General features: G+C 59.8%; 19 protein-coding genes. 10 read left to right on the forward strand and 9 right to left on the reverse strand.

All coding sequences use genetic code 11. The annotated features are described in order from the left end of the window. Positions 1-43: 43 nt before the first annotated feature. Positions 44-1,591: a Ppx/GppA family phosphatase gene (locus THS5294_RS17100; protein ID WP_058124667.1), complete on the forward strand. Its 1,548-nt coding sequence runs from the start codon at positions 44-46 to the stop codon at positions 1,589-1,591. 61 nt (positions 1,592-1,652) lie between these two features. Next, positions 1,653-2,993, forward strand: coding sequence for a proline--tRNA ligase (gene proS, locus THS5294_RS17105; protein ID WP_058124668.1), 1,341 nt, complete (start codon positions 1,653-1,655; stop codon positions 2,991-2,993). 96 nt (positions 2,994-3,089) lie between these two features. Here proS and THS5294_RS17110 read toward each other — a convergent pair whose 3' ends face one another. The 5 genes from THS5294_RS17110 to ccmA are packed head-to-tail and all read right to left on the reverse strand — an operon-like array spanning position 3,090 to position 5,891. Beyond that, positions 3,090-3,662 carry a DsbE family thiol:disulfide interchange protein gene (locus tag THS5294_RS17110; RefSeq protein WP_306434254.1) on the reverse strand — a complete coding sequence of 191 codons (573 nt, stop codon included), beginning with the start codon at positions 3,660-3,662 and terminating at the stop codon, positions 3,090-3,092. Then, the gene (gene ccmD, locus THS5294_RS17115; protein ID WP_233486508.1) at positions 3,655-3,825 is read right to left on the reverse strand and encodes a heme exporter protein CcmD; all 171 of its coding nucleotides are present in this window, start codon (positions 3,823-3,825) and stop codon (positions 3,655-3,657) included. The genes THS5294_RS17110 and ccmD overlap by 8 nt, the downstream gene beginning before the upstream one ends. Beyond that, positions 3,822-4,550, reverse strand: coding sequence for a heme ABC transporter permease (locus THS5294_RS17120; protein ID WP_038004814.1), 729 nt, complete (start codon positions 4,548-4,550; stop codon positions 3,822-3,824). Before THS5294_RS17120 ends, ccmD begins: the two co-directional genes overlap by 4 nt. A gap of 55 nt (positions 4,551-4,605) precedes the next feature. Next, on the reverse strand, positions 4,606-5,262 hold the full coding sequence (gene ccmB, locus THS5294_RS17125) for a heme exporter protein CcmB (RefSeq protein ID WP_058124669.1): 657 nt from the start codon (positions 5,260-5,262) through the stop codon (positions 4,606-4,608). Further along, entirely contained in the window at positions 5,259-5,891 is a 633-nt protein-coding gene (gene ccmA, locus THS5294_RS17130) for a heme ABC exporter ATP-binding protein CcmA (RefSeq protein ID WP_058124670.1), read from the reverse strand. Before ccmA ends, ccmB begins: the two co-directional genes overlap by 4 nt. Positions 5,892-6,055: 164 nt before the next feature. On the opposite strand from ccmA, the gene acnA reads away from it, so the two are divergent. After that, positions 6,056-8,746, forward strand: a complete 2,691-nt coding sequence (acnA, locus tag THS5294_RS17135; RefSeq protein WP_058124671.1) for an aconitate hydratase AcnA — start codon at positions 6,056-6,058, stop codon at positions 8,744-8,746. A gap of 66 nt (positions 8,747-8,812) precedes the next feature. Here the strand turns inward: acnA and THS5294_RS17140 are convergent, their stop codons facing one another. After that, entirely contained in the window at positions 8,813-8,995 is a 183-nt protein-coding gene (locus THS5294_RS17140; protein ID WP_058124672.1) for a hypothetical protein, read from the reverse strand. 230 nt (positions 8,996-9,225) lie between these two features. On the opposite strand from THS5294_RS17140, the gene THS5294_RS17145 reads away from it, so the two are divergent. Genes THS5294_RS17145 through nthA form a run of 4 tightly spaced genes read left to right on the forward strand, consistent with a single transcriptional unit; the run spans position 9,226 to position 10,940 of the window. Continuing rightward, on the forward strand, positions 9,226-9,657 hold the full coding sequence (locus THS5294_RS17145; protein WP_306434255.1) for a protein tyrosine phosphatase family protein: 432 nt from the start codon (positions 9,226-9,228) through the stop codon (positions 9,655-9,657). Continuing rightward, positions 9,654-9,995: an SH3-like domain-containing protein gene (locus THS5294_RS18855; RefSeq protein WP_058124674.1), complete on the forward strand. Its 342-nt coding sequence runs from the start codon at positions 9,654-9,656 to the stop codon at positions 9,993-9,995. Before THS5294_RS17145 ends, THS5294_RS18855 begins: the two co-directional genes overlap by 4 nt. Next, entirely contained in the window at positions 9,985-10,248 is a 264-nt protein-coding gene (locus THS5294_RS18860) for an SH3-like domain-containing protein (RefSeq protein ID WP_038004821.1), read from the forward strand. Before THS5294_RS18855 ends, THS5294_RS18860 begins: the two co-directional genes overlap by 11 nt. 50 nt (positions 10,249-10,298) lie before the next feature. Then, complete coding sequence (gene nthA / locus THS5294_RS17160; RefSeq protein WP_058124675.1) at positions 10,299-10,940, forward strand: nitrile hydratase subunit alpha; 642 nt, start codon at positions 10,299-10,301, stop codon at positions 10,938-10,940. Here the strand turns inward: nthA and THS5294_RS17165 are convergent. Together THS5294_RS17165 and THS5294_RS17170 are read right to left on the reverse strand one after the other, a co-directional pair. Beyond that, the gene (locus THS5294_RS17165; RefSeq protein ID WP_058124676.1) at positions 10,937-11,632 is read right to left on the reverse strand and encodes a DUF1223 domain-containing protein; all 696 of its coding nucleotides are present in this window, start codon (positions 11,630-11,632) and stop codon (positions 10,937-10,939) included. The two genes, nthA and THS5294_RS17165, sit on opposite strands and share 4 nt — an antisense overlap. Before the next feature lie 79 nt (positions 11,633-11,711). Beyond that, positions 11,712-12,161 (reverse strand): methyltransferase family protein, encoded by a 450-nt coding sequence (locus THS5294_RS17170; RefSeq protein WP_072936589.1) that lies wholly within the window; start codon positions 12,159-12,161, stop codon positions 11,712-11,714. 221 nt (positions 12,162-12,382) lie between these two features. Here THS5294_RS17170 and THS5294_RS17175 point away from each other — a divergent pair, with 221 nt between their 5' ends. Beyond that, positions 12,383-14,413, forward strand: a complete 2,031-nt coding sequence (locus THS5294_RS17175) for an enoyl-CoA hydratase-related protein (protein ID WP_058124678.1) — start codon at positions 12,383-12,385, stop codon at positions 14,411-14,413. On the opposite strand, the gene THS5294_RS17180 is transcribed toward THS5294_RS17175, so the two are convergent. Next, a complete protein-coding gene (locus THS5294_RS17180; protein WP_058124679.1) occupies positions 14,410-15,396 on the reverse strand; it encodes an ester cyclase in 987 nt (328 codons plus the stop codon). The genes THS5294_RS17175 and THS5294_RS17180 overlap by 4 nt on opposite strands. Positions 15,397-15,498: 102 nt before the next feature. On the opposite strand from THS5294_RS17180, the gene THS5294_RS17185 reads away from it, so the two are divergent. Together THS5294_RS17185 and THS5294_RS17190 are read left to right on the forward strand one after the other, a co-directional pair. Next, entirely contained in the window at positions 15,499-16,548 is a 1,050-nt protein-coding gene (locus THS5294_RS17185; RefSeq protein ID WP_058124680.1) for an ABC transporter ATP-binding protein, read from the forward strand. Next, entirely contained in the window at positions 16,541-18,019 is a 1,479-nt protein-coding gene (locus THS5294_RS17190; RefSeq protein ID WP_158508609.1) for a GMC family oxidoreductase, read from the forward strand. Before THS5294_RS17185 ends, THS5294_RS17190 begins: the two co-directional genes overlap by 8 nt. Positions 18,020-18,024 lie beyond the last annotated feature (5 nt).

An 18,024-nucleotide genomic window follows, 5' to 3' on the forward strand; every position in this document is an offset into this window, starting at 1 on the left:
CACCCAGACACCGGGATGTGTCTGAGCGACCAAGGAGATCCACATGGACGGAGCGGAACGCAGTGCGGAGCCGTGGGATCTGTTTGGAGCCCCGTTGTTCGACGACCCCAAAGCGCGTGCACTGTCGCGGGTCGGGGTGATTGACGTTGGTTCCAACTCTGTACGGATGGTGGTTTTTGACGGCGCAGCGCGGTCGCCAGCTTATTTTTACAATGAAAAAATTCTTTGTGGGCTTGGGGCAGGGCTGTCTGAAACGGGCGTTCTAAACCCCGAAGGACGTACACGCGCATTGGACGCGATCCACCGCTTTGCGATTATCGCGCGGTCCATGCAGGTGTCACCACTGGTGGCCGTGGCCACCGCCGCCGTGCGCGAGGCCGTGGATGGCGACGCCTTTGTCGCCGAGGTTGAGGCCGTGACCGGGCTGCGCATTCAATGCATCAGCGGCGAGCAAGAGGCGCGGTTTTCGGCGCAAGGTGTCTTGTTGGGCTGGCCTCAGGCGGACGGTTTGATGTGTGACATCGGCGGCTCGTCCATTGAACTGGCCGAGGTAACGCATGGCCATGTTGGTGCTTGCGTTTCAGCCCGGCTAGGGCCGCTCAAGCTTGCGGGGCTGCCCGGTGGGCGCAAGGCGCGCTTGGCTGAGATTGACGCCACGCTCGGCGCGATGCGCGAAGAGATGTCGGGCGCATACAAAACGCTGTTCCTCGTGGGCGGATCATGGCGCGCACTTGCGCGGATCGACATGGAACGCCGTGCCTATCCGCTGCATGTGCTGCACGAATATACGATGCGGCCCCAAGATGTTCGCGCGACGGTGCAATACATCGGCCTGCAAGACCTAGAGGGCCTGCGCCAACGCACAGGAACTTCGGCGGCACGTATGGCATTGGTGCCCATCGCTGGCGAAGTCATCTTGCGGCTTTTGCATCATTTCAAGCCGAGTCAAGTAGCGGTGTCGAGCTACGGCATTCGTGAGGGGCTTTTGTATGAACAGATGCCCCAATCCCTGCGCGAGCGTGATCCACTGATTGAGGCCTGCCGCTTTACGGAGGCCAAAGATGCCCGCCAGCCGGGTTTCGGGCGGACGCTGTATCATTTTATTCTACCGCTGTTTCCCAAGGTCACGGCCGCGCGCAAACGGCTGATCAAGGCTGCGTGTCTGCTGCATGATGTGGGCTGGCGCGCGCACCCAGACTACCGTGCGGATGTGGGGTTTGATCGGGCCGCACGGTCCAACTTTGGCGGGCTATCCCATGCGGAGCGTGTGTTTCTTGGCCTCGCTCTTTTGCACCGTTACCGCAACAAACGGGCCTATGAAAAATACGATAGCCTCGCGCATGTGCTCACCCCAGAAGAGGCCGAACAGGCTGAGGTTTTGGGGAAGGCAATGCGCTTTGGGGCGATGTTCTCGGCGCTTGATCCGACGTTGATGGCGACGTTGGAATGGGCGCCCAAAAAGCGGCAAATCACACTGGGTCTGCCCGCAGGTGAAGGGGAGGTCCTGTTCGGAGAGGTCGCACAGGCGCGCTTTGCCTCGCTCGAAAGCAGCCTTGGGGCCACGTCCAAGGTTCGCGTCGCGCGCAGCTAAGCGGCTTGCCCCCGGGCGTTGGCTTGGCTAAGGCAAGAGGGCACTTTTCCGGAGACTTTCCATGCGCCTGAGCCGTTATTTCCTGCCCGTTCTCAAAGAAACGCCGTCCGAGGCGCAGATTGTCAGCCACCGTTACATGCTGCGCGCGGGCATGATCAAGCAGGCGCAGGCCGGCATCTATTCTTGGTTGCCGCTGGGCTTTAAGGTGCTCAAACGGATTGAGCAAATCGTCCACGAAGAGCAGGAACGTGCAGGGCATATCCCTCTGCTGATGCCGACGCTGCAATCGGCGGATCTGTGGCGTGAAAGTGGCCGGTATGATGATTACGGCGAAGAGATGCTGCGTATCACCGACCGCCATGGCCGCGATATGCTGTACGGCCCCACGAACGAAGAGTTGATCACCGATATCTTCCGCAGCCATGTGTCTAGCTACAAGGACCTGCCGCTGACGCTGTACCACATCCAGTGGAAATTCCGCGATGAGGTTCGGCCTCGCTTCGGCGTGATGCGCGGGCGTGAGTTCTTGATGAAGGACGGCTACAACTTTGATCTGACAAAGGAAGCGGCACTGCACGCCTACAATCGCCACCTGGTGAGCTACCTGCGCACCTATGAGCGGATGGGCCTTCAGGCGATCCCGATGCGTGCGGACAGTGGCCCGATTGGTGGCGATGACACGCATGAATTCCTTGTGCTGGCTGACACTGGCGAAAGCGAAGTGTTCTACGATTCTGCTGTCACGGACCTGACATTTGGTGATCGTGCAATTGACTACGACAGTGTTGAAGAATGCGCAGGCATCATGCGTGAATTCACCGAGAAATACGCCCGCACCGATGAAACCCACGATGAGGCGAAATTCAACGAAATCCCCGAGGAACGCCGCCGCGTGGCGCGTGGGATCGAAGTGGGCCAGATTTTCTATTTCGGGACCAAGTACTCCGAGGCAATGGGCGCCACGGTTCAAGGGCCCGATGGGAAGCCGACGCCAGTTCACATGGGCTCCCACGGGATCGGTGTGAGCCGCCTTTTGGGCGCAATTATCGAGGCCAGCCATGACGACAAGGGCATCATTTGGCCCGAGGGCGTGACGCCTTTCCACGTTGGTATCGTGAACCTAAAGCAGGGTGACGCCGAGGCTGATGGCGCATGTGAAGGGCTTGAAACCGCTCTGATCAACGCAGGTCTTGATCCGCTGTACGATGACCGAAAGGAGCGGGCCGGTGGCAAGTTCGCGACCATGGATCTGATCGGTCTGCCATGGCGGATCACCGTGGGTCCACGCGGCCTGAAGAACGGTGTGGTTGAGCTCACCTCCCGTCGGACGGGCGAAAGCGAAGAGATGGCCCCCGAAGCTGCGGTCGCTAGGCTGGTTGAGATTTACGCAAAGCATCTCTGAGGGGCTGGCCCCTCAGTTCACAAAAATGGAAAACCCGCCTCAGCTGATGCTTTGGCGGGTTTTTTGATAGGCGAGTGATCGGGTCAGTGTGGCTTTTTACTGCGCCATCGCCTCCGCCCGCTCAATCGCGGGCTTGATTGTGTCTTCCATGATGCTGCGTGTGATTGGTCCTGCCCAACGCAGGACAACCGTGCCGTCGCCAGCAATCACGTAGGTCTCGGGCACGCCGTACAGGCCCCAATTGATCCCCATCCGACCGGTTGCATCGGCCACGTGGGCGGCAAATGGGTCACCAAGCTCCGCAAGGAAGTCGAGGCCATCAACTGCCTCGTCCTTGTAGTTGACCCCGTAGACGGGCAGTTGCTCAGACAATTCTTTGATCATCGGGTGCTCGGCGCGGCAAGGCACGCACCAAGAGGCCCAGAAGTTGACCAATGTTACGTCACCGCCGCGCAGGGTGGCATCCTCGAATGAAGCCAGTCCGGGCAACTCAACGCCTTCAATTGCGGGTGCTTGGCGGCCTTCGATGGTTGAGGGCAGGGCGTCGGGATTGTCACGAAATAGCCCTGGGCCAAAGAAGGCACCGATCAGGGCGGCAAATAGCCCGACAGGGATCATCGCGACCCAATTAACAGATTTCCGCTTGTCCGGGGTGGGGGTCTCACTCACCTTTGCGCGCCTTTTCTTCCTGTTGAAGCCGTTGCTTGATCTTACGGCCCTTCCACAGGGATTGCCCAATCAAAAGCGCGAGAAGACCTAGGCTGACACCATAGGCGAGGCCAACCTCTGTCGCGTATTTTCCAAGGTCTGGCAGAATGCGTGCGATGATCATGCGGCCATGCTCCGGGCATCAAGGGCGTGCAGGCGGCGGCGGCGGATTTCCATCCGCGTGCGGTAGAGGACCAGTGTCACAAACAGGCACACAAAGCCCGCCATGGATATAACCGCTGGGTACCAGAACACGTTTGATATGTTCTGCTCCTTGTCCATTGAGAAGGTCGCCCCTTGGTGCAGGCCTTGGTTCCAGAACAGGACAGCGTAGCGCGACAAAAGGGCAAAGACGGACCCGACAAGGCAAAGCACCGAGGTCAAGTCGGCGGCGGCGTCGGGGTTTTCGATCGCCTCCCACAGGGCCATGTAGCCGATATAAAACAGAAAAAGGATCAAGAACGACGTCAGGCGCGGGTCCCATTCCCAGTAGGTGCCCCACATAGGCTTGCCCCAAATCGCACCCGTAAACAGGGCAATCAGTGTCATGACCATGCCGATGGGGGCTGCGGCGCGGGCGGCAAGCGCGCTGACATGGTGGCGTCGGATGATCCATATGAGGGAGCAGACCAGCATCATCAGCCACGCATTGATCGCCATCAGGGCGGCGGGCACGTGCAGGTAGATGATCTTGACCGTTGAACCTTGGCGGAAGTCATCGGGTGTGAAGAAGAAACCCCAAACAAGCCCCGTTACGATCAGCAAAGCTGACATCACAACGAGCGGCGGCAAGAGCCACGATGAGGTCGCCATAAAACGGCGCGGATTGGCGTATTCCCACAAAGACATGGGGTGAAATTATGGGGCCGGCCCAGCAGCGACAAGGGACAAAGCGGGAGGGGTGTTAGCGCAAATTGACGCGGAGGGCGGCAGCCGTTGCGAATGGCAGCAACGCGACAGTGCCCAACGTGATGCCCGCAAGAAACGCAAGCGGGGTCGCTGTTGCCAGCCCATCGGCACCGCGTTTGACGACTTCAGCGCCGAAAATTAGCGTAGGGATATAGAGCGGTAAGACCAACAGCGACATGAGCAACCCGCCACGTTTGAGGCCGACGGTCAGGGCCGCCCCAAACGTACCCAGCCACGAAAGCGCGGGTGTGCCGACGAACAGCGACAGGATCAGCCACGACATGGCCTCCACTGGAAGGCTCAGAAATAGCCCAAGCAGAGGCGAGATCGCCACAAGTGGCAGGCCAGTCGTGATCCAATGCGCGAGCGCTTTGGATACTGCGACGCCCTCCAGCGGTAGCGGGGCGGTGGCCAACAGGTCCAGCGAGCCGTCCTCCCAATCCAGAGCGAACACCCGGTCGAGTGACAAAAGACACGCCAGCAACGCGCCGAGCCAGAGAATGCCCGGTGCAATCACGCCCAAGGTGACCGAGTTCGGGCCAACCCCGAAGGGCACCAAGACCGTCACGATCAGGAAAAACGCAAGCCCCAGCCCAAAGCCGCCGCCTGCACGGAAGGCGAGCGCGAGGTCACGGCGCAACAGGGCGATCATTCGAAGGCCTCCTCAAACGGGTCGTCGGTTTGGCGACCGGACAGTTTGGTAAAGGGGCTGATGTCGAGCACGCGGGCAGTCGGCAGGCCAAGGTCGATATGGGTCGCGATCAGGGCAGAGCCACCCCGAGCCAAATGGGCCTCAACAGCGCGGGCAAAGCGCGCAACGTTTTCGACATCGAGGCTGACGGTTGGTTCATCCATGACCCAGATGGGCCGCCCGGTGACGACCATGCGCGCAAGCGATAGGCGACGCTTTTGCCCCGCAGATAGGGCGCCGGCGCGGCGGTCGCGCAAAGTCTCAAGGTCAAAGGTTGCGATGGCTGTTTCTACAGCATGCGCACGGTCGCTTTCAAAGACTGCGGCCCAGAAGGCGAGGTTTTCCGCGACGCTCAGCTGTGCCTTGAGCCCATCGGCGTGGGCGGCGTAGGCGATGGTGTCTTCGGGTGCGTTGATCTGGCCCTCTAGCGGTGGCGTTAACCCCGCAAGGCAGCGCAGCAATGTCGTTTTGCCCGCGCCGTTCGGGCCGCGCAGGATCAACGCCTCGCCTGCGGCGACTTCAAACGTCACCCCTTCGAGGATGCGCAATTGCCCGCGGCGGCAGGCCAGGTTCGTGACGGACCATTCCATGGCTCCGGTCTAACCCCCTCATGCCACGACTGAAACCCCCGTTTCATCGCCGCGTTGGGCTGCGGCTATCGCTTTTGCAAACGCGACTGGGCCTCGCGCCCTTGTGGACGCCACAAAACCTCCCAAATTTGATATAAAGACATTCACATTAGGAGGAGCCCACCATGACTGTTGTCGTTGGCAGCGATACCGCACAGACCCGCAAAACCCTGAACATTGGGGCCGCACAGATCGATTATTATTCGATCCCCGCAGCGCAAGCCGCCGGTTTGGGGGATTTCTCAAGGCTTCCGGCGGCATTGAAGGTCGTGCTGGAAAACATGCTGCGGTTCGAGGATGGCGGACGCACGGTGTCGGTTGATGACATAAAGGCGTTTGCGAAATGGGCCGTGCAGGGCGGGCAAAACCCCCGTGAAATTAACTACCGCCCGGCCCGTGTCTTGATGCAAGATTTTACTGGGGTCCCGGCAGTGGTGGACCTTGCGGCGATGCGCGACGGTATTGTGGCACTTGGCGGCGACGCGCAGCAGATCAATCCGCTGAACCCCGTGGATCTGGTGATTGACCATTCGGTGATGATCGATGAGTTCGGCAACCCGCGCGCGTTTCAGATGAATGTCGACCGCGAGTATGAGCGCAATATGGAGCGTTATACGTTCTTGAAATGGGGCCAATCGGCGTTCAACAACTTTCGCGTGGTGCCTCCCGGTACGGGGATTTGCCATCAGGTTAACCTTGAATACTTGGCCCAGACCGTTTGGTCCGATGCCGATCAAAACGGGGTGCAGATCGCCTATCCCGACACGTTGGTCGGTACCGATAGCCATACCACGATGGTCAACGGCATGGCCGTTTTGGGCTGGGGTGTCGGCGGTATTGAGGCAGAGGCCGCGATGTTAGGGCAGCCGATTTCAATGCTGATCCCCGAGGTTGTGGGCTTTGAGCTGACCGGTCAGATGATGGAGGGCACGACGGGAACGGACCTTGTTCTCAAGGTCGTTGAGATGTTGCGTGCCAAGGGGGTCGTGGGCAAGTTTGTTGAGTTCTATGGCGCGGGTTTGGACACGCTGCCCTTGGCCGATCGGGCCACGATTGCCAACATGGCCCCTGAATACGGCGCGACCTGTGGGTTCTTTCCCATCGACGCGGAAACGCTGCGCTACATGCGCACCACGGGGCGGGATGCGGACCGCATCGCATTGGTAGAGGCTTATGCAAAAGCCAACGGCCTCTGGCGCGACGCGAACTATTCGCCGATTTATACCGACACGCTGCATCTTGATATGGGCACGATCGTGCCTGCGATTTCGGGGCCGAAACGTCCGCAGGATTATGTCGCGCTGACGGATGCAAAATCCGCGTTCACCCGCGAAATGGCCGAGACGTTTCAGCGCCCGATGGACAAAGAAGTCCCGGTGCAGGGAGAGAATTATTCTCTGTCATCGGGCAAGGTCGTGATCGCCTCGATCACATCCTGTACCAACACGTCGAACCCCTATGTCATGATCGGGGCGGGCCTTGTGGCGCGAAAGGCAGCGGCCTTGGGGTTGAACCGTAAGCCTTGGGTCAAAACCTCGCTCGCGCCCGGATCACAGGTGGTCAGCGCTTATCTAGAGGCGGCGGGCTTGCAAGAGGATTTGGATAAGATTGGCTTTAACCTTGTTGGCTATGGCTGCACGACCTGCATTGGGAACTCGGGGCCATTACAGCCCGAGATATCGGAGGCAATTGCTGCGGGCGATCTTGTGGCGACCTCAGTCTTATCGGGAAACCGCAATTTCGAGGGGCGGATCAGCCCTGATGTACGGGCGAACTACCTCGCCTCTCCTCCGTTAGTTGTGGCTTATGCACTGGCAGGCACGATGGATATCGACCTTACGACCGAACCGTTGGGTCAAGACCAAGAGGACCGCGATGTGTTCCTCAGGGATATTTGGCCCACACAAGCCGAGATCGCAGAATTGGTTGAGCAGACCGTCACGCGCGAGGCCTTTCAAACCAAATATGCCGACGTCTTTAAGGGCGATGAAAAGTGGCAAAGCGTTGAGGCCACGGATCAAAAAACCTATGACTGGCCGCCCAATTCCACCTATGTGCAGAACCCGCCCTATTTTCAGGGCATGGGGATGGAACCCGGTACGATTGAGAACGTCGAAGGCGCCAAGGTATTGGCGGTTTTGGGGGATATGATCACGACGGACCACATCTCACCTGCGGGTGCGTTCAAGGAAACGACGCCTGCGGGCCGCTATTTGATGGACCGTCAGGTGCCCTTGCGGGAGTTCAATTCCTATGGCTCGCGGCGGGGGAACCATGAGGTGATGATGCGCGGCACCTTCGCCAACATCCGTATCAAGAATGAGATGCTGGACGGGGTCGAGGGCGGCTATACCAAGGGCCCGGATGGCACGCAGATGTCGATCTTTGATGCAGCGATGGCCTATAAATCATCGGGCACGCCGCTCGTGATTTTCGGGGGCGCGCAATACGGCGCAGGCTCTAGCCGCGACTGGGCGGCCAAGGGCACGGCCCTTTTGGGCGTGAAAGCAGTGATCGCCGAAAGCTTTGAGCGTATACACCGATCCAACCTTGTCGGCATGGGGGTAATCCCACTGGAATTCACCGGCGGAGACACGCGCAAAACGCTGGGTCTGACGGGGGAGGAGACTGTCTCGATCCACGGGCTCGACACGGTGAAACCGCTACAGGAGGTGCCCTGTACGATTACTATGAGTGATGGCTCGACCAAGGAAATCACCCTGAGATGCCGGATCGATACCGAGGTTGAGATTGAATACATCGAAAACGGCGGCGTGCTGCATTACGTGCTGCGTAACCTTGCCAAGGCGAGCTAGGCGCGCAGCCAAACCGATTAGGCCCCGCCGGATGATATGGCGGGGCTGATATGCAGGCGGCCGAGGCTAGACCGGCATATTGTCCCACATGTCGTCATCGGCTTCCTCAACCTTTGGGGCAGGCTCGCTACGGTCCTGAAACAATGCAGGCTGAAGCAGCATTTTCTGCATTTCGATCATCTGACGCGACCATAGATCAATCGTTTCAGCGGTCGGTGTGTCGGGGGCAGTCCGTGGTAGGGTGGCCATCGTGTTCCTCCTTATTGAGACCTTTGGCAACAGTATGCCCCGGATGTGTGACAGGTTCTTTGCGGTGCATCAGATGAGTGACGTTTTTTGTGCTTACCCACAGGTTGAATAATTGGAGCCGCGCTAGAGTTTGGGCGTGGGAGCAGTTGAACCGGCGCGCGTCTCGGTCCACGATGGTGCCAACCTGCAGGGCGAACCCGCCCGCACCACCGGAAGACACCTAAGGAGTAATGATGGATCTTAGACAATTAGCGCCCGGCTTTTTTGCGGCACCGCAATTGGAGCCCTCAGACATGGCGGCGCTGGCCGCACAGGGCGTGACGACCGTAATTTGTAACCGCCCCGAGGTGGAGAACCCTCCGCCACTACAGGCCGCCGCGATGCAACAGGCCGCTGAGGCGGCAGGCCTCGCGTTTGTGTTCAACCCTATCACGATGGGCGCTATGACGATGGACAACGTGGAGGAGCAATCCGAGGCGATGGCCGGCAGCGAAGGCGCGGTCGTGGCCTATTGTGCGTCGGGCACACGTTCTGCGATCATGTGGGCCTTGGCGCAGGCGGGGCAAATGCCCACCGATGACATCCTGAGCGCGACGGCCTCTGGGGGATATCAACTGGACGGGCTGCGCGGGCAGATTGACGCGCTCGCGGCTGAGGCATGAGCGGGCTGGACGGCAAACGCTGGCACGATATGGGTGGCGCGCTTGCCGGGCCAATCCCGCAGGATGACCATGACTTTGCCCTTTGGGAAAAGCGGGTAGATGCGTTGATGATCCTCGCCTCAGGTGCGGGACATTTTACCGTGGATGGGCTGCGTCGCGCGCTGGAAGACATGGGCGAGGCGGCCTTTGAAACCATGACCTACTATGAGCGTTGGGTTGCGGCGATCAATCAAAACCTGTTGGAGCAGGGGGTCTATTCGATCGCTGAGTTGGGCGAAAAGATGCAGGCCGTGCAGGCGCGCGGTGAGACCTACGGTGAGGCGAGCAATGCTGGATAAGGTACGGGTGCGCACTTGGGCACCGCCGGGGCATGTTCGCACGCCCAGCTACCTGCGCGGCAAAATCGGCGAGGTTGAGCGGACCTTGGGCCCGTTTGGCAACCCCGAGCAGCTTGCATATGGTCTGCGGGCGGACCCTTTGGCTCTGTACCGGGTGCGGTTTCGGATGGGCGATGTTTGGGGGGCAGATGCAGAGCGTCCCGAAGATGTGCTTGAGGCGGAAATCTATGCCCATTGGCTTGAGCCCGTTTGATGGCGTTGGAATTTTGAGTATTTTTGGAACAAAGGAGGGAGGGGTGCGCGATGCCACATGATCACCATGACCATGATGAATTGAGCCCGTCTGGCCATCCTTACCGTGCAGATCAAGACGGACCGCTGAGCTATTGGCAGGTCATGGAGATCGCGGTGCGGGAATTGATGATCGAAAAGGGCGTGACAACGGCGGAGGCTGTGTCGGCCCAGATTGAGGCGATGGATGCGCGCAATCCTGCGCACGGGGCCGCAGTTGTGGCGAGGGCTTGGGTTGATCCCGCGTTTCGGGCGCGGCTGTTGGCGGATGGGTCGGCGGCCTGCGCCGAGATGGGGTTCGATGTAGGGCCTATGCGTTTGATCGCGATCGAGAACACGGCGGACGTTCACAACGTGGTCGTTTGTACGCTGTGTTCTTGTTATCCGCGTAACTTGTTGGGCTTGCCGCCTGATTGGTACAAATCGCGGGCGTACCGGTCCCGCACTGTGCGTGAGCCGCGTAAAGTGTTGTCTGAGTTCGGCTTGGAGCTGCCCGCGGGAGTTACACTGCGAGTGCATGATAGTACGGCGGATATGCGGTATCTTGTGGTGCCCGCGCGGCCCGAGGGCACTGCGGATTTGAGCGAGGCTGACCTTGCTGCGTTGGTCACGCGGGACGCTATGATTGGCGTTGGTGTGGCCAAAGCGCCCTAATCGATGCGTAGCGTCGCAAGGTAGGGGCCATAGTTTTCCCCTTGGGCAAGCACCACGCGCCGCGCCGGTGGTTCGGGCGCGGGGGGCAGTGTGACCGTTAGAGGGCGCGCGCCATCAAAGCGTTCAAGTGCGGTCCAATCCGTTACGACATGCGTATAGGTCACAGATTTGCCTGCGTTCTCACCGGAGGTGATGTCCACGGTTTGTGACGGCGTATAGGTCACAAGTATGATCCGAGCGGGCGGGTCGATTGGATTGTCAGCCTCTGCACGAATGGTAATGCCGTTCGGCCCTGAAGCCACCGTCATGCGCATGGCGGGCGCGCGTTCCGTGTGGGCCGCAATCTGTTCCATGACTTGCATCGGTTTGGCGCCTGCCACGTGGTCGGTGCCGCCCACCACCATATGCGGCGTGTAGACGACGGTACTGCCAGCGGCGCGGGCATACCCCTTTTGACGTTTTCCAAAGGCCGGCTGGGCAAAGGTGTCGGGCCAACCGATATAATCCCAATAGTCCACGTGCAAAGCCAGTGCGATAACGTCCTCATTGCGGCCCAACTCACCCAGCAGCGCATCTGCGGGTGGGCAAGAGGAGCACCCCTGCGAGGTGAAAAGCTCCACCACCACGGGATCAGCCTGAACGGCGGATAGGGGAAGAAGGGCAAGAACGCAGGCCGCGAGAGTGTGACGCATCAAGATGGCTCCGATGTTTGGTAATCTTGCATATAGAGCAGCCCACGGCGCAACGCCAATCAAGCAATTGCGAGCGGTGTCAAAGCCAGCGGCGCGTGCGGGAGATATAGTCAAGCGCGGTGTCGCCAAACGTCAGGTGCAAGGCGATCTCTTCGGGTTCGATGAAGCGACGTTGCAAGATGAGGGCGAAGATCGCGGGCAGGGGCAATGTGATCAGGGCACCGTGCCAGAAAACGGCTGCGGCGGCGATGGCGACCATGCCCAGATAGATCGGGTTGCGGGTTACTTTGTATGGCCCCTCAACGATGAGGACGCGTGGGGTGTGGTGCGGCTCAATCGTGGTTTGCTTTTGGTAAAACCATGACGCGGACCAGACGATGAGCCCTAGGCCCAGCAGAAGTAAGATGACCGAGATGAATGTGGCGACTGGCCCTGCAAAAGTAGCGAGTGGTAGCCACGAGGCAAGCGCCCACGTCAGGAGCAAACAGGCCAGCAGCCAAAGTGGCGGGAGGTCGGGAAACCCTTTCATCGTGGCCAACACCGATCAAGCGGCTGCCACGCATGCGCAAACTGCGGCGCTGAGGTCACAAGGGGATGCAAACATTCCATTCGCCCTGGTCGCAAGCGGCAAGAGACTTGTCAACGGCGCTGCGGCTGCGAACACTTAGGTATTATTGACGGATCAGCTTTGCGCGCGGTGTATTTGAGCGCGCGGGTTGGCACAGACCGAGGCATTTGATGAAAGATAGCATGACCCAAACGCGGCCCCAATTTGTGAACCGCTATGATCAGCGAGGTGTTGCAATTATCACGTTGGCGCATCCTCCGCGGAATGGGCTGGAGCCGGAGGTCATTGCCGAGGCTCAATCGGTTGTTCAGGCGGCGCTGTTAGATGCTGATGTGCGGGCATTGGTGATCAAGGGTGGGGGCACGGGTTTCGCGTCAGGCGCGGATTTGCGTGGCGCGGTGGTGCGGCCGGATCCGGCATTGTCGGCGCTGTGCCGGATGCTTGAGGACGCGCGCAAGCCGACTGTCGCCGCGATCCATGGGGCTGCGATTGGCCCGGGACTAGAGTTGGCGCTGGCCTGCCACTTTCGCGTCGCACAAGTGGATACGCAATTCTCATTCCCGGACATCGCGCTGGGCTGGTTGCCTGCGGCGGGCGGAATACAAAGGTTAACGCGGATTGTCGGCGGGCGTGCCGCCATGAGCGCGCTGCTGGGTGGGCGCGCATTCGGCACGCGGCGGGCTAAACAATTGGGACTTTTGGATATAGTCACCCAAGGCGCACCATTGGACGCCGCGATAACACGGGCCTTGCAGGTTGCCCCGCGCCCGACGCGAAAACGGTTGGATGCCTTGGTTCATTCAAAGCTGGATCTTGAGGCTCTGGCCGCGGAGCGGACCAAGCGGGCTGTTGTTGATGCACCAACTGCTGCGCCACGTGCAATTCTGGCCTGTATTGAGGCCGCTTTGACGGATGATATGGCATCTGGTTTTCGGCTGGAGGCACGATTGGCGGCAACCTGTGCAGAGGACCCGGCCGCGCGGGCTCTGCGTGCTATCTTTCTTGCGCGGCGGGATGCGGTGCGGCCCAATGCCTTAGATATAGGGCAGGTTTCGGTCGGGCGGCTTGGGCTAGTGGCAAGCGGTGACGCGCAGAGTGATCGGATCGCCGCCCTTTTGGGAGCCCGCGCTTTGCGTGCGAATTTGGCATTGGTCGTGGGCGGCGATGATCCTGATGCTCGTGCTAGGCTGAATGCTCAGATTGAGCGTCACCTCCAGCGGTCTGAGGTTGCGGGTCATCTTTCGGCCGGACGCCTCAATGCCCTAATGAATGGGATTAACCTAGTCGAAAACTTGCAGGATATCGGGTCATGCGATGTGGTGTTTATGGGCGGGGTGCGGCCTGATGTGCTTGCACATATGCGGGGCGATGCAGTCTGCTTGTGCCCGTCGGACGGACAGGTCGTGCCTGCGCCGCTGGCTGCTCAAGTGTTGCCCTGTCGGGGGTTGATGGCGCCGCGCGCGGTGTTGGAGCTGTGCCCGTCTGAGACTACCAGCCCAGAGGCGCGGGCCCTTGGCCTCGCATTAGCGCGTGCATTAGATCAGCCCGCGATTGAGGTTCCAGCAGGCAAGCCACCGGTGTTGCCTGCGCTTGAGGCAGCTTGGCTCGTGGCCGCAGATCATTTGCTTATGGCGGGGGCGAGCGTGGCGCAGATCGACGCGGCTTTTGCCAAGGCTGGCTGGCGCGAGGGGCCGTTTGTACGGCAAGACCGCTTCGGCATTGTGGCCACTCGGACCCGCATCGCACAGGCCGCGGCGCATCAGTCGGAAGGCGGCATCAAACTAGCCGCATCCTTGATCGCGGCGGGGCAAAACGGGATCAAATCCGGCTTGGGCTATTACACGTGGGACGCCGGTGAACTTGTGGGCGAAAATCCGGCGGTTCAATCGGCGATCGCGCTTTTGCAGCCTGCCCAAAAACCGGTCCTTGATGCCGATATCGTGCCCTATTGCGCGGCGGCGATTAGCAATCAAGCGGCGCGGATTTTGGGCGCGCAGGGTGTTGCCCGCGCCTCTGACCTAGATGTGGCGGCTGTGTTTGGCTTGGGTTGGCCGCGCGCTCAGGGCGGTCCCATTTGGGCGGCTGAGGATGAGGGGCTGGGCCTTCTTCTGAGCCGTATCTGGGGCTATAGCACGCGCGATTCCACGTTTTGGCAGCCCGCCCCACTGCTCGAAAACGCCGTGGCCAAGATGCGGGAAACGCTTGTGCCCTAAAGCGTTCGGCGGGGTGCTCCTGCGTGGTGTGCTACCCGCGCTAAGACGTCTACGCCCATCTGGGCCGCGAGCCCGAGGATGTCGATTGGTAGCCAATTTTCCGCGATCCGATCACCATCGAACCGGTAAAAGTCCATGACTGACATTCTGATGGGGCGGCCTGTGGGGGCCATGCCGAGGTATTCACCCGTGTGGGTCGCGCCCACGTCACCGCCTGTTACGGCAAAGTCACCGTCCCCAATTCGGATGAAATGACCGATTGCGTAACGATCTGGAAAGGCGTGTAAAAACGGTATCTGGTGATGCGCGCGAAACCCTGCAAGGCCGCGGGTCGTACCGATACCGCCCCCGGCATAGTACATAAAGTTTTCGGTCCACCAGTCAGACATCGGCATGGAATCGAGCGATTTTCCGTCAAAGCTCAAAAGGGCGTCGTGCATCGCAAAGACGCGGGTCAGTGCATCTGCAGGACCCGCCCTGTCGAGCAAAACACCGCCACCGCCTTTGGGCCCCGGCCAGTGACCCGGCGCACCAAGAGGCGCGGCCAAGGGCCAGCGGCCCACTTGCAACAACAGGTCCGCAAGATCCCAAATTAGCCAAGACCGCCTCAGGCGACCGTCCTCAAAGTAATGCGCCTCACCGTAGCGTAGGGTGACGACGCCGTGGCTGGGCGGAATGCCAAACAGTGGCGCGCTAAAGGTACCTTGATAACTGCCCATGCAGGCGACCAGCGGTCCAAATCGCTCAAATTTTGCCCGCGGGTCTGGGTGGTTTTCGCCTGCAAGAAAAATGTCGTCTCTCCGCTCCCCATCGGGCAGGGCGCGGCGCAACGCGTGCCATATCTCCGCCACGTCCGCGCCGCCTGTCACATGGCCGACCGGATGCATGGCCTGCGCTTGGGCGTCTTCGTGTGGGGCGGTGGTACCTGAGAAAAGGCCCTGAAGGGTGGCGAAAGCCTCTGATTTCAGCTGAGCGAGATCCATTTGACGATGCGTTCCGTGATTTTTGCAAACCTATGCAAAAACTCTTGCCCCGCCCTGCGCGCGCTGTCTAGTGTGCTTGCGACACAACAGAGGTAGCAGATCATGGCCGAGATCGTCTTAAAGGATGTGACGAAGCGTTGGGGCGATTTCGTCGGCGTGCATAAATTTGATCTGACGATTGCTGATCGGGAATTTTTGGTCCTTTTGGGCCCCTCTGGCTGCGGCAAAACCACGACCATGCGGATGATCGCGGGCCTTGAGGACCCGACGTCTGGTGACATCGTGATTGGCGGCAACCGGGTTAATGACCTCGACCCAAAGGATCGGGATGTGGCGATGGTGTTCCAAAGCTACGGTCTTTATCCGAACATGGACGTCTATGAGAACATCCGTTTTCCACTGAAGGTGCGTAAAGTGCCAGAGGCCGATCATCACGACAGGGTGATGAAAGCCGCCGCTATGGTTGAGTTGGAAGAGTTTTTGCATCGCAAACCCGCCGCGTTGTCGGGTGGACAGCGTCAGCGGGTCGCTTTGGCGCGCGCAATCGTGCGCAAACCCCAAGTGTTCTTGATGGATGAGCCGCTTTCCAACCTTGATGCCAAGTTGCGCGTATCGACCCGTGCACAGATCAAAAACCTGAGCCATGAGCTTCAGGTCACCACGATTTACGTCACACACGACCAGATCGAGGCTATGACGCTTGCGGATCGTGTAGTCGTGATGAAGCAGGGCAAGGTGCAGCAAGTCGGCACCCCGACCGAGATTTATGATCGACCGGCCAATACGTTTGTCGCGGGCTTCATTGGCAACCCTGCGATGAACCTGATGGAAGGTGAGATGCGCGATGGCACCTTTACGGGCGACAACATAACTGTTTCTGGATTTAGCGGCGTTGCCAATGGCCCCGTGATCTGTGGGTTTCGTGCTGAGGACGCCAGCGTCGCGCAAGGCGAAGGCCAGTTGAGTGCCCCGGTTTATTCGATGGAATTATTGGGCGATAGCACGATGGTCACCGTCAAAGCCGGAGGCGCATTGGCGGCCGTGAAGGCGGGAAAAGAGTTCCGCACACAGATCGGTGCGCCCTTTGCCGCAGACATTCCTGTCGGCATCTGCCATCTGTTTGATGCGCAAACCGGCGAACGGGTTGGCTAAGACGTTTGATCTGATCGTTGTCGGGGGCGGGGCTGCGGGTGCGACGTGTGCTGGCCGCCTGGCGGCGCAGAATCCCACGCTTTCGATTGCCTTGCTTGAGGCTGGTCCATCGGATCGGCACCCTTTGGTGCGAGTTCCGTTTGGCCTGATTTGGTTGATGGGGTCGCAGCGCGATTGGGCCTATCGCACCGTGCCTCAAACAAGTTTGGGCGGACGGTGTATTTCCGTGCCTCGGGGCAAGATGTTGGGCGGATCGGCATCGATGAATTCGATGGTCTGGTTCCGGGGCCGCGCGGATGACTATGACCACTGGGGCCCAGGGTGGGGTTGGGATGATGTCCGCCCTCATTTCGAGGCGGTTGAAGAACAAATGCGGCCCGCGCCCTTGCGTGATCCGCATCCACTGAGCGCCGCCTTGGAGCAGGTCCACGGTGGCCCGCCAACGCCCGAGACTGTGTCGAGCGGACCGTTCATTGTGAACATTAAAAACGGGCAGCGCCGCTCACCTGTGGATGCTTTTTTGCGAGGCACCAATGTTCATGTGCTGAAGGGGCAGCATGCTCGTAAGTTGACGCTTACCAATGGGCGAATTCAGGGTGTGGAGACTTGCGGGGGTGACAAAATCATGGCCCGTGCAGGCGTCGTTCTCAGTGCGGGGACAATTGGAACACCACAAATTTTGATGCAGTCGGGTTTGGGTCCTGCCAACATGTTGCGGAACACTGGTATCACCCTGCAGCATGATATTCCCGGGGTGGGCGCCAATTTGCACGATCATCCAGCTGTGGCGGTCCATCACGAAAGACGCGGTTCGGGACGTGGGCTGACATTTGCGCAATTGCCGCTTTGGGCCCTAGCGCCGTTTCAATGGCTTGTGTCTGGGCGCGGGCCTTTGGCTTCGAATACTGTCGAAGCGGGTGCGTTCCTGTCTGGTAAGGACGGCGTTGCTCCTCAGTTTCAGGTTCATTTTGTCCCGACACGCATTGGCTATGGCAAGCGAGCGATAGGTTTCGGCGCGGGGTACTACGCGGATGTTTGTTTGATGCAACCGCGCTCGCGTGGGAGTATGACGCTTGGGACCGACGGCGCGGTGCAGATTGATCTTGGGTTGCTGAGTAATCGTGATGATAGGGTGAAGTTGCGCGAGGGCCTGTGCGCCCTGCGCGCGCTTTTGCGCGCAGCCCCCTTCGGCCAGCGGTCGGCACCGGAAGTGTTCCCGGCGACGGGTGATGATACTGCGGCAGTTGACGCACATATCGATGCACGTCTGGGAACCGCGTACCACCCGGTTGGAACATGTGCGATTGGTGCGGTCGTTGGCCATGATCTTGCGGTTCGTGGCATTCGCGGGCTGTGGGTTGCTGACGCGAGTGTTATGCCGCGTATCACATCTGCGAATACAAATGCGCCCTCTATCATGATCGGTCACCGCGCAGCGCGGCTGATCACACAACAAATCAAAGCCAAATAGCAAAA

It is taken from the genome of Thalassobacter stenotrophicus (assembly GCF_001458315.1).
In the GTDB taxonomy this organism is placed as follows: Bacteria; Pseudomonadota; Alphaproteobacteria; order Rhodobacterales; family Rhodobacteraceae; genus Thalassobacter; species Thalassobacter stenotrophicus.

What these genes read in the sequence shown, in the direction of transcription:
- THS5294_RS18860 (WP_038004821.1), top strand. Translation starts at nt 9,985, where the DNA reads ATGCTGGATAAGGTACGGGTGCGCACTTGGGCACCGCCGGGGCATGTT.
- ccmD (WP_233486508.1), bottom strand. Translation starts at nt 3,825, where the DNA reads ATGATCATCGCACGCATTCTGCCAGACCTTGGAAAATACGCGACAGAG.
- ccmB (WP_058124669.1), bottom strand. Translation starts at nt 5,262, where the DNA reads ATGATCGCCCTGTTGCGCCGTGACCTCGCGCTCGCCTTCCGTGCAGGC.
- proS (WP_058124668.1), top strand. Translation starts at nt 1,653, where the DNA reads ATGCGCCTGAGCCGTTATTTCCTGCCCGTTCTCAAAGAAACGCCGTCC.
- acnA (WP_058124671.1), top strand. Translation starts at nt 6,056, where the DNA reads ATGACTGTTGTCGTTGGCAGCGATACCGCACAGACCCGCAAAACCCTG.
- THS5294_RS17185 (WP_058124680.1), top strand. Translation starts at nt 15,499, where the DNA reads ATGGCCGAGATCGTCTTAAAGGATGTGACGAAGCGTTGGGGCGATTTC.
- THS5294_RS17100 (WP_058124667.1), top strand. Translation starts at nt 44, where the DNA reads ATGGACGGAGCGGAACGCAGTGCGGAGCCGTGGGATCTGTTTGGAGCC.
- nthA (WP_058124675.1), top strand. Translation starts at nt 10,299, where the DNA reads ATGCCACATGATCACCATGACCATGATGAATTGAGCCCGTCTGGCCAT.
- THS5294_RS17180 (WP_058124679.1), bottom strand. Translation starts at nt 15,396, where the DNA reads ATGGATCTCGCTCAGCTGAAATCAGAGGCTTTCGCCACCCTTCAGGGC.
- THS5294_RS17145 (WP_306434255.1), top strand. Translation starts at nt 9,226, where the DNA reads ATGATGGATCTTAGACAATTAGCGCCCGGCTTTTTTGCGGCACCGCAA.
- THS5294_RS17165 (WP_058124676.1), bottom strand. Translation starts at nt 11,632, where the DNA reads ATGCGTCACACTCTCGCGGCCTGCGTTCTTGCCCTTCTTCCCCTATCC.
- THS5294_RS17140 (WP_058124672.1), bottom strand. Translation starts at nt 8,995, where the DNA reads ATGGCCACCCTACCACGGACTGCCCCCGACACACCGACCGCTGAAACG.
- THS5294_RS17175 (WP_058124678.1), top strand. Translation starts at nt 12,383, where the DNA reads ATGACCCAAACGCGGCCCCAATTTGTGAACCGCTATGATCAGCGAGGT.
- ccmA (WP_058124670.1), bottom strand. Translation starts at nt 5,891, where the DNA reads ATGGAATGGTCCGTCACGAACCTGGCCTGCCGCCGCGGGCAATTGCGC.
- THS5294_RS17120 (WP_038004814.1), bottom strand. Translation starts at nt 4,550, where the DNA reads ATGTCTTTGTGGGAATACGCCAATCCGCGCCGTTTTATGGCGACCTCA.
- THS5294_RS17170 (WP_072936589.1), bottom strand. Translation starts at nt 12,161, where the DNA reads ATGAAAGGGTTTCCCGACCTCCCGCCACTTTGGCTGCTGGCCTGTTTG.
- THS5294_RS18855 (WP_058124674.1), top strand. Translation starts at nt 9,654, where the DNA reads ATGAGCGGGCTGGACGGCAAACGCTGGCACGATATGGGTGGCGCGCTT.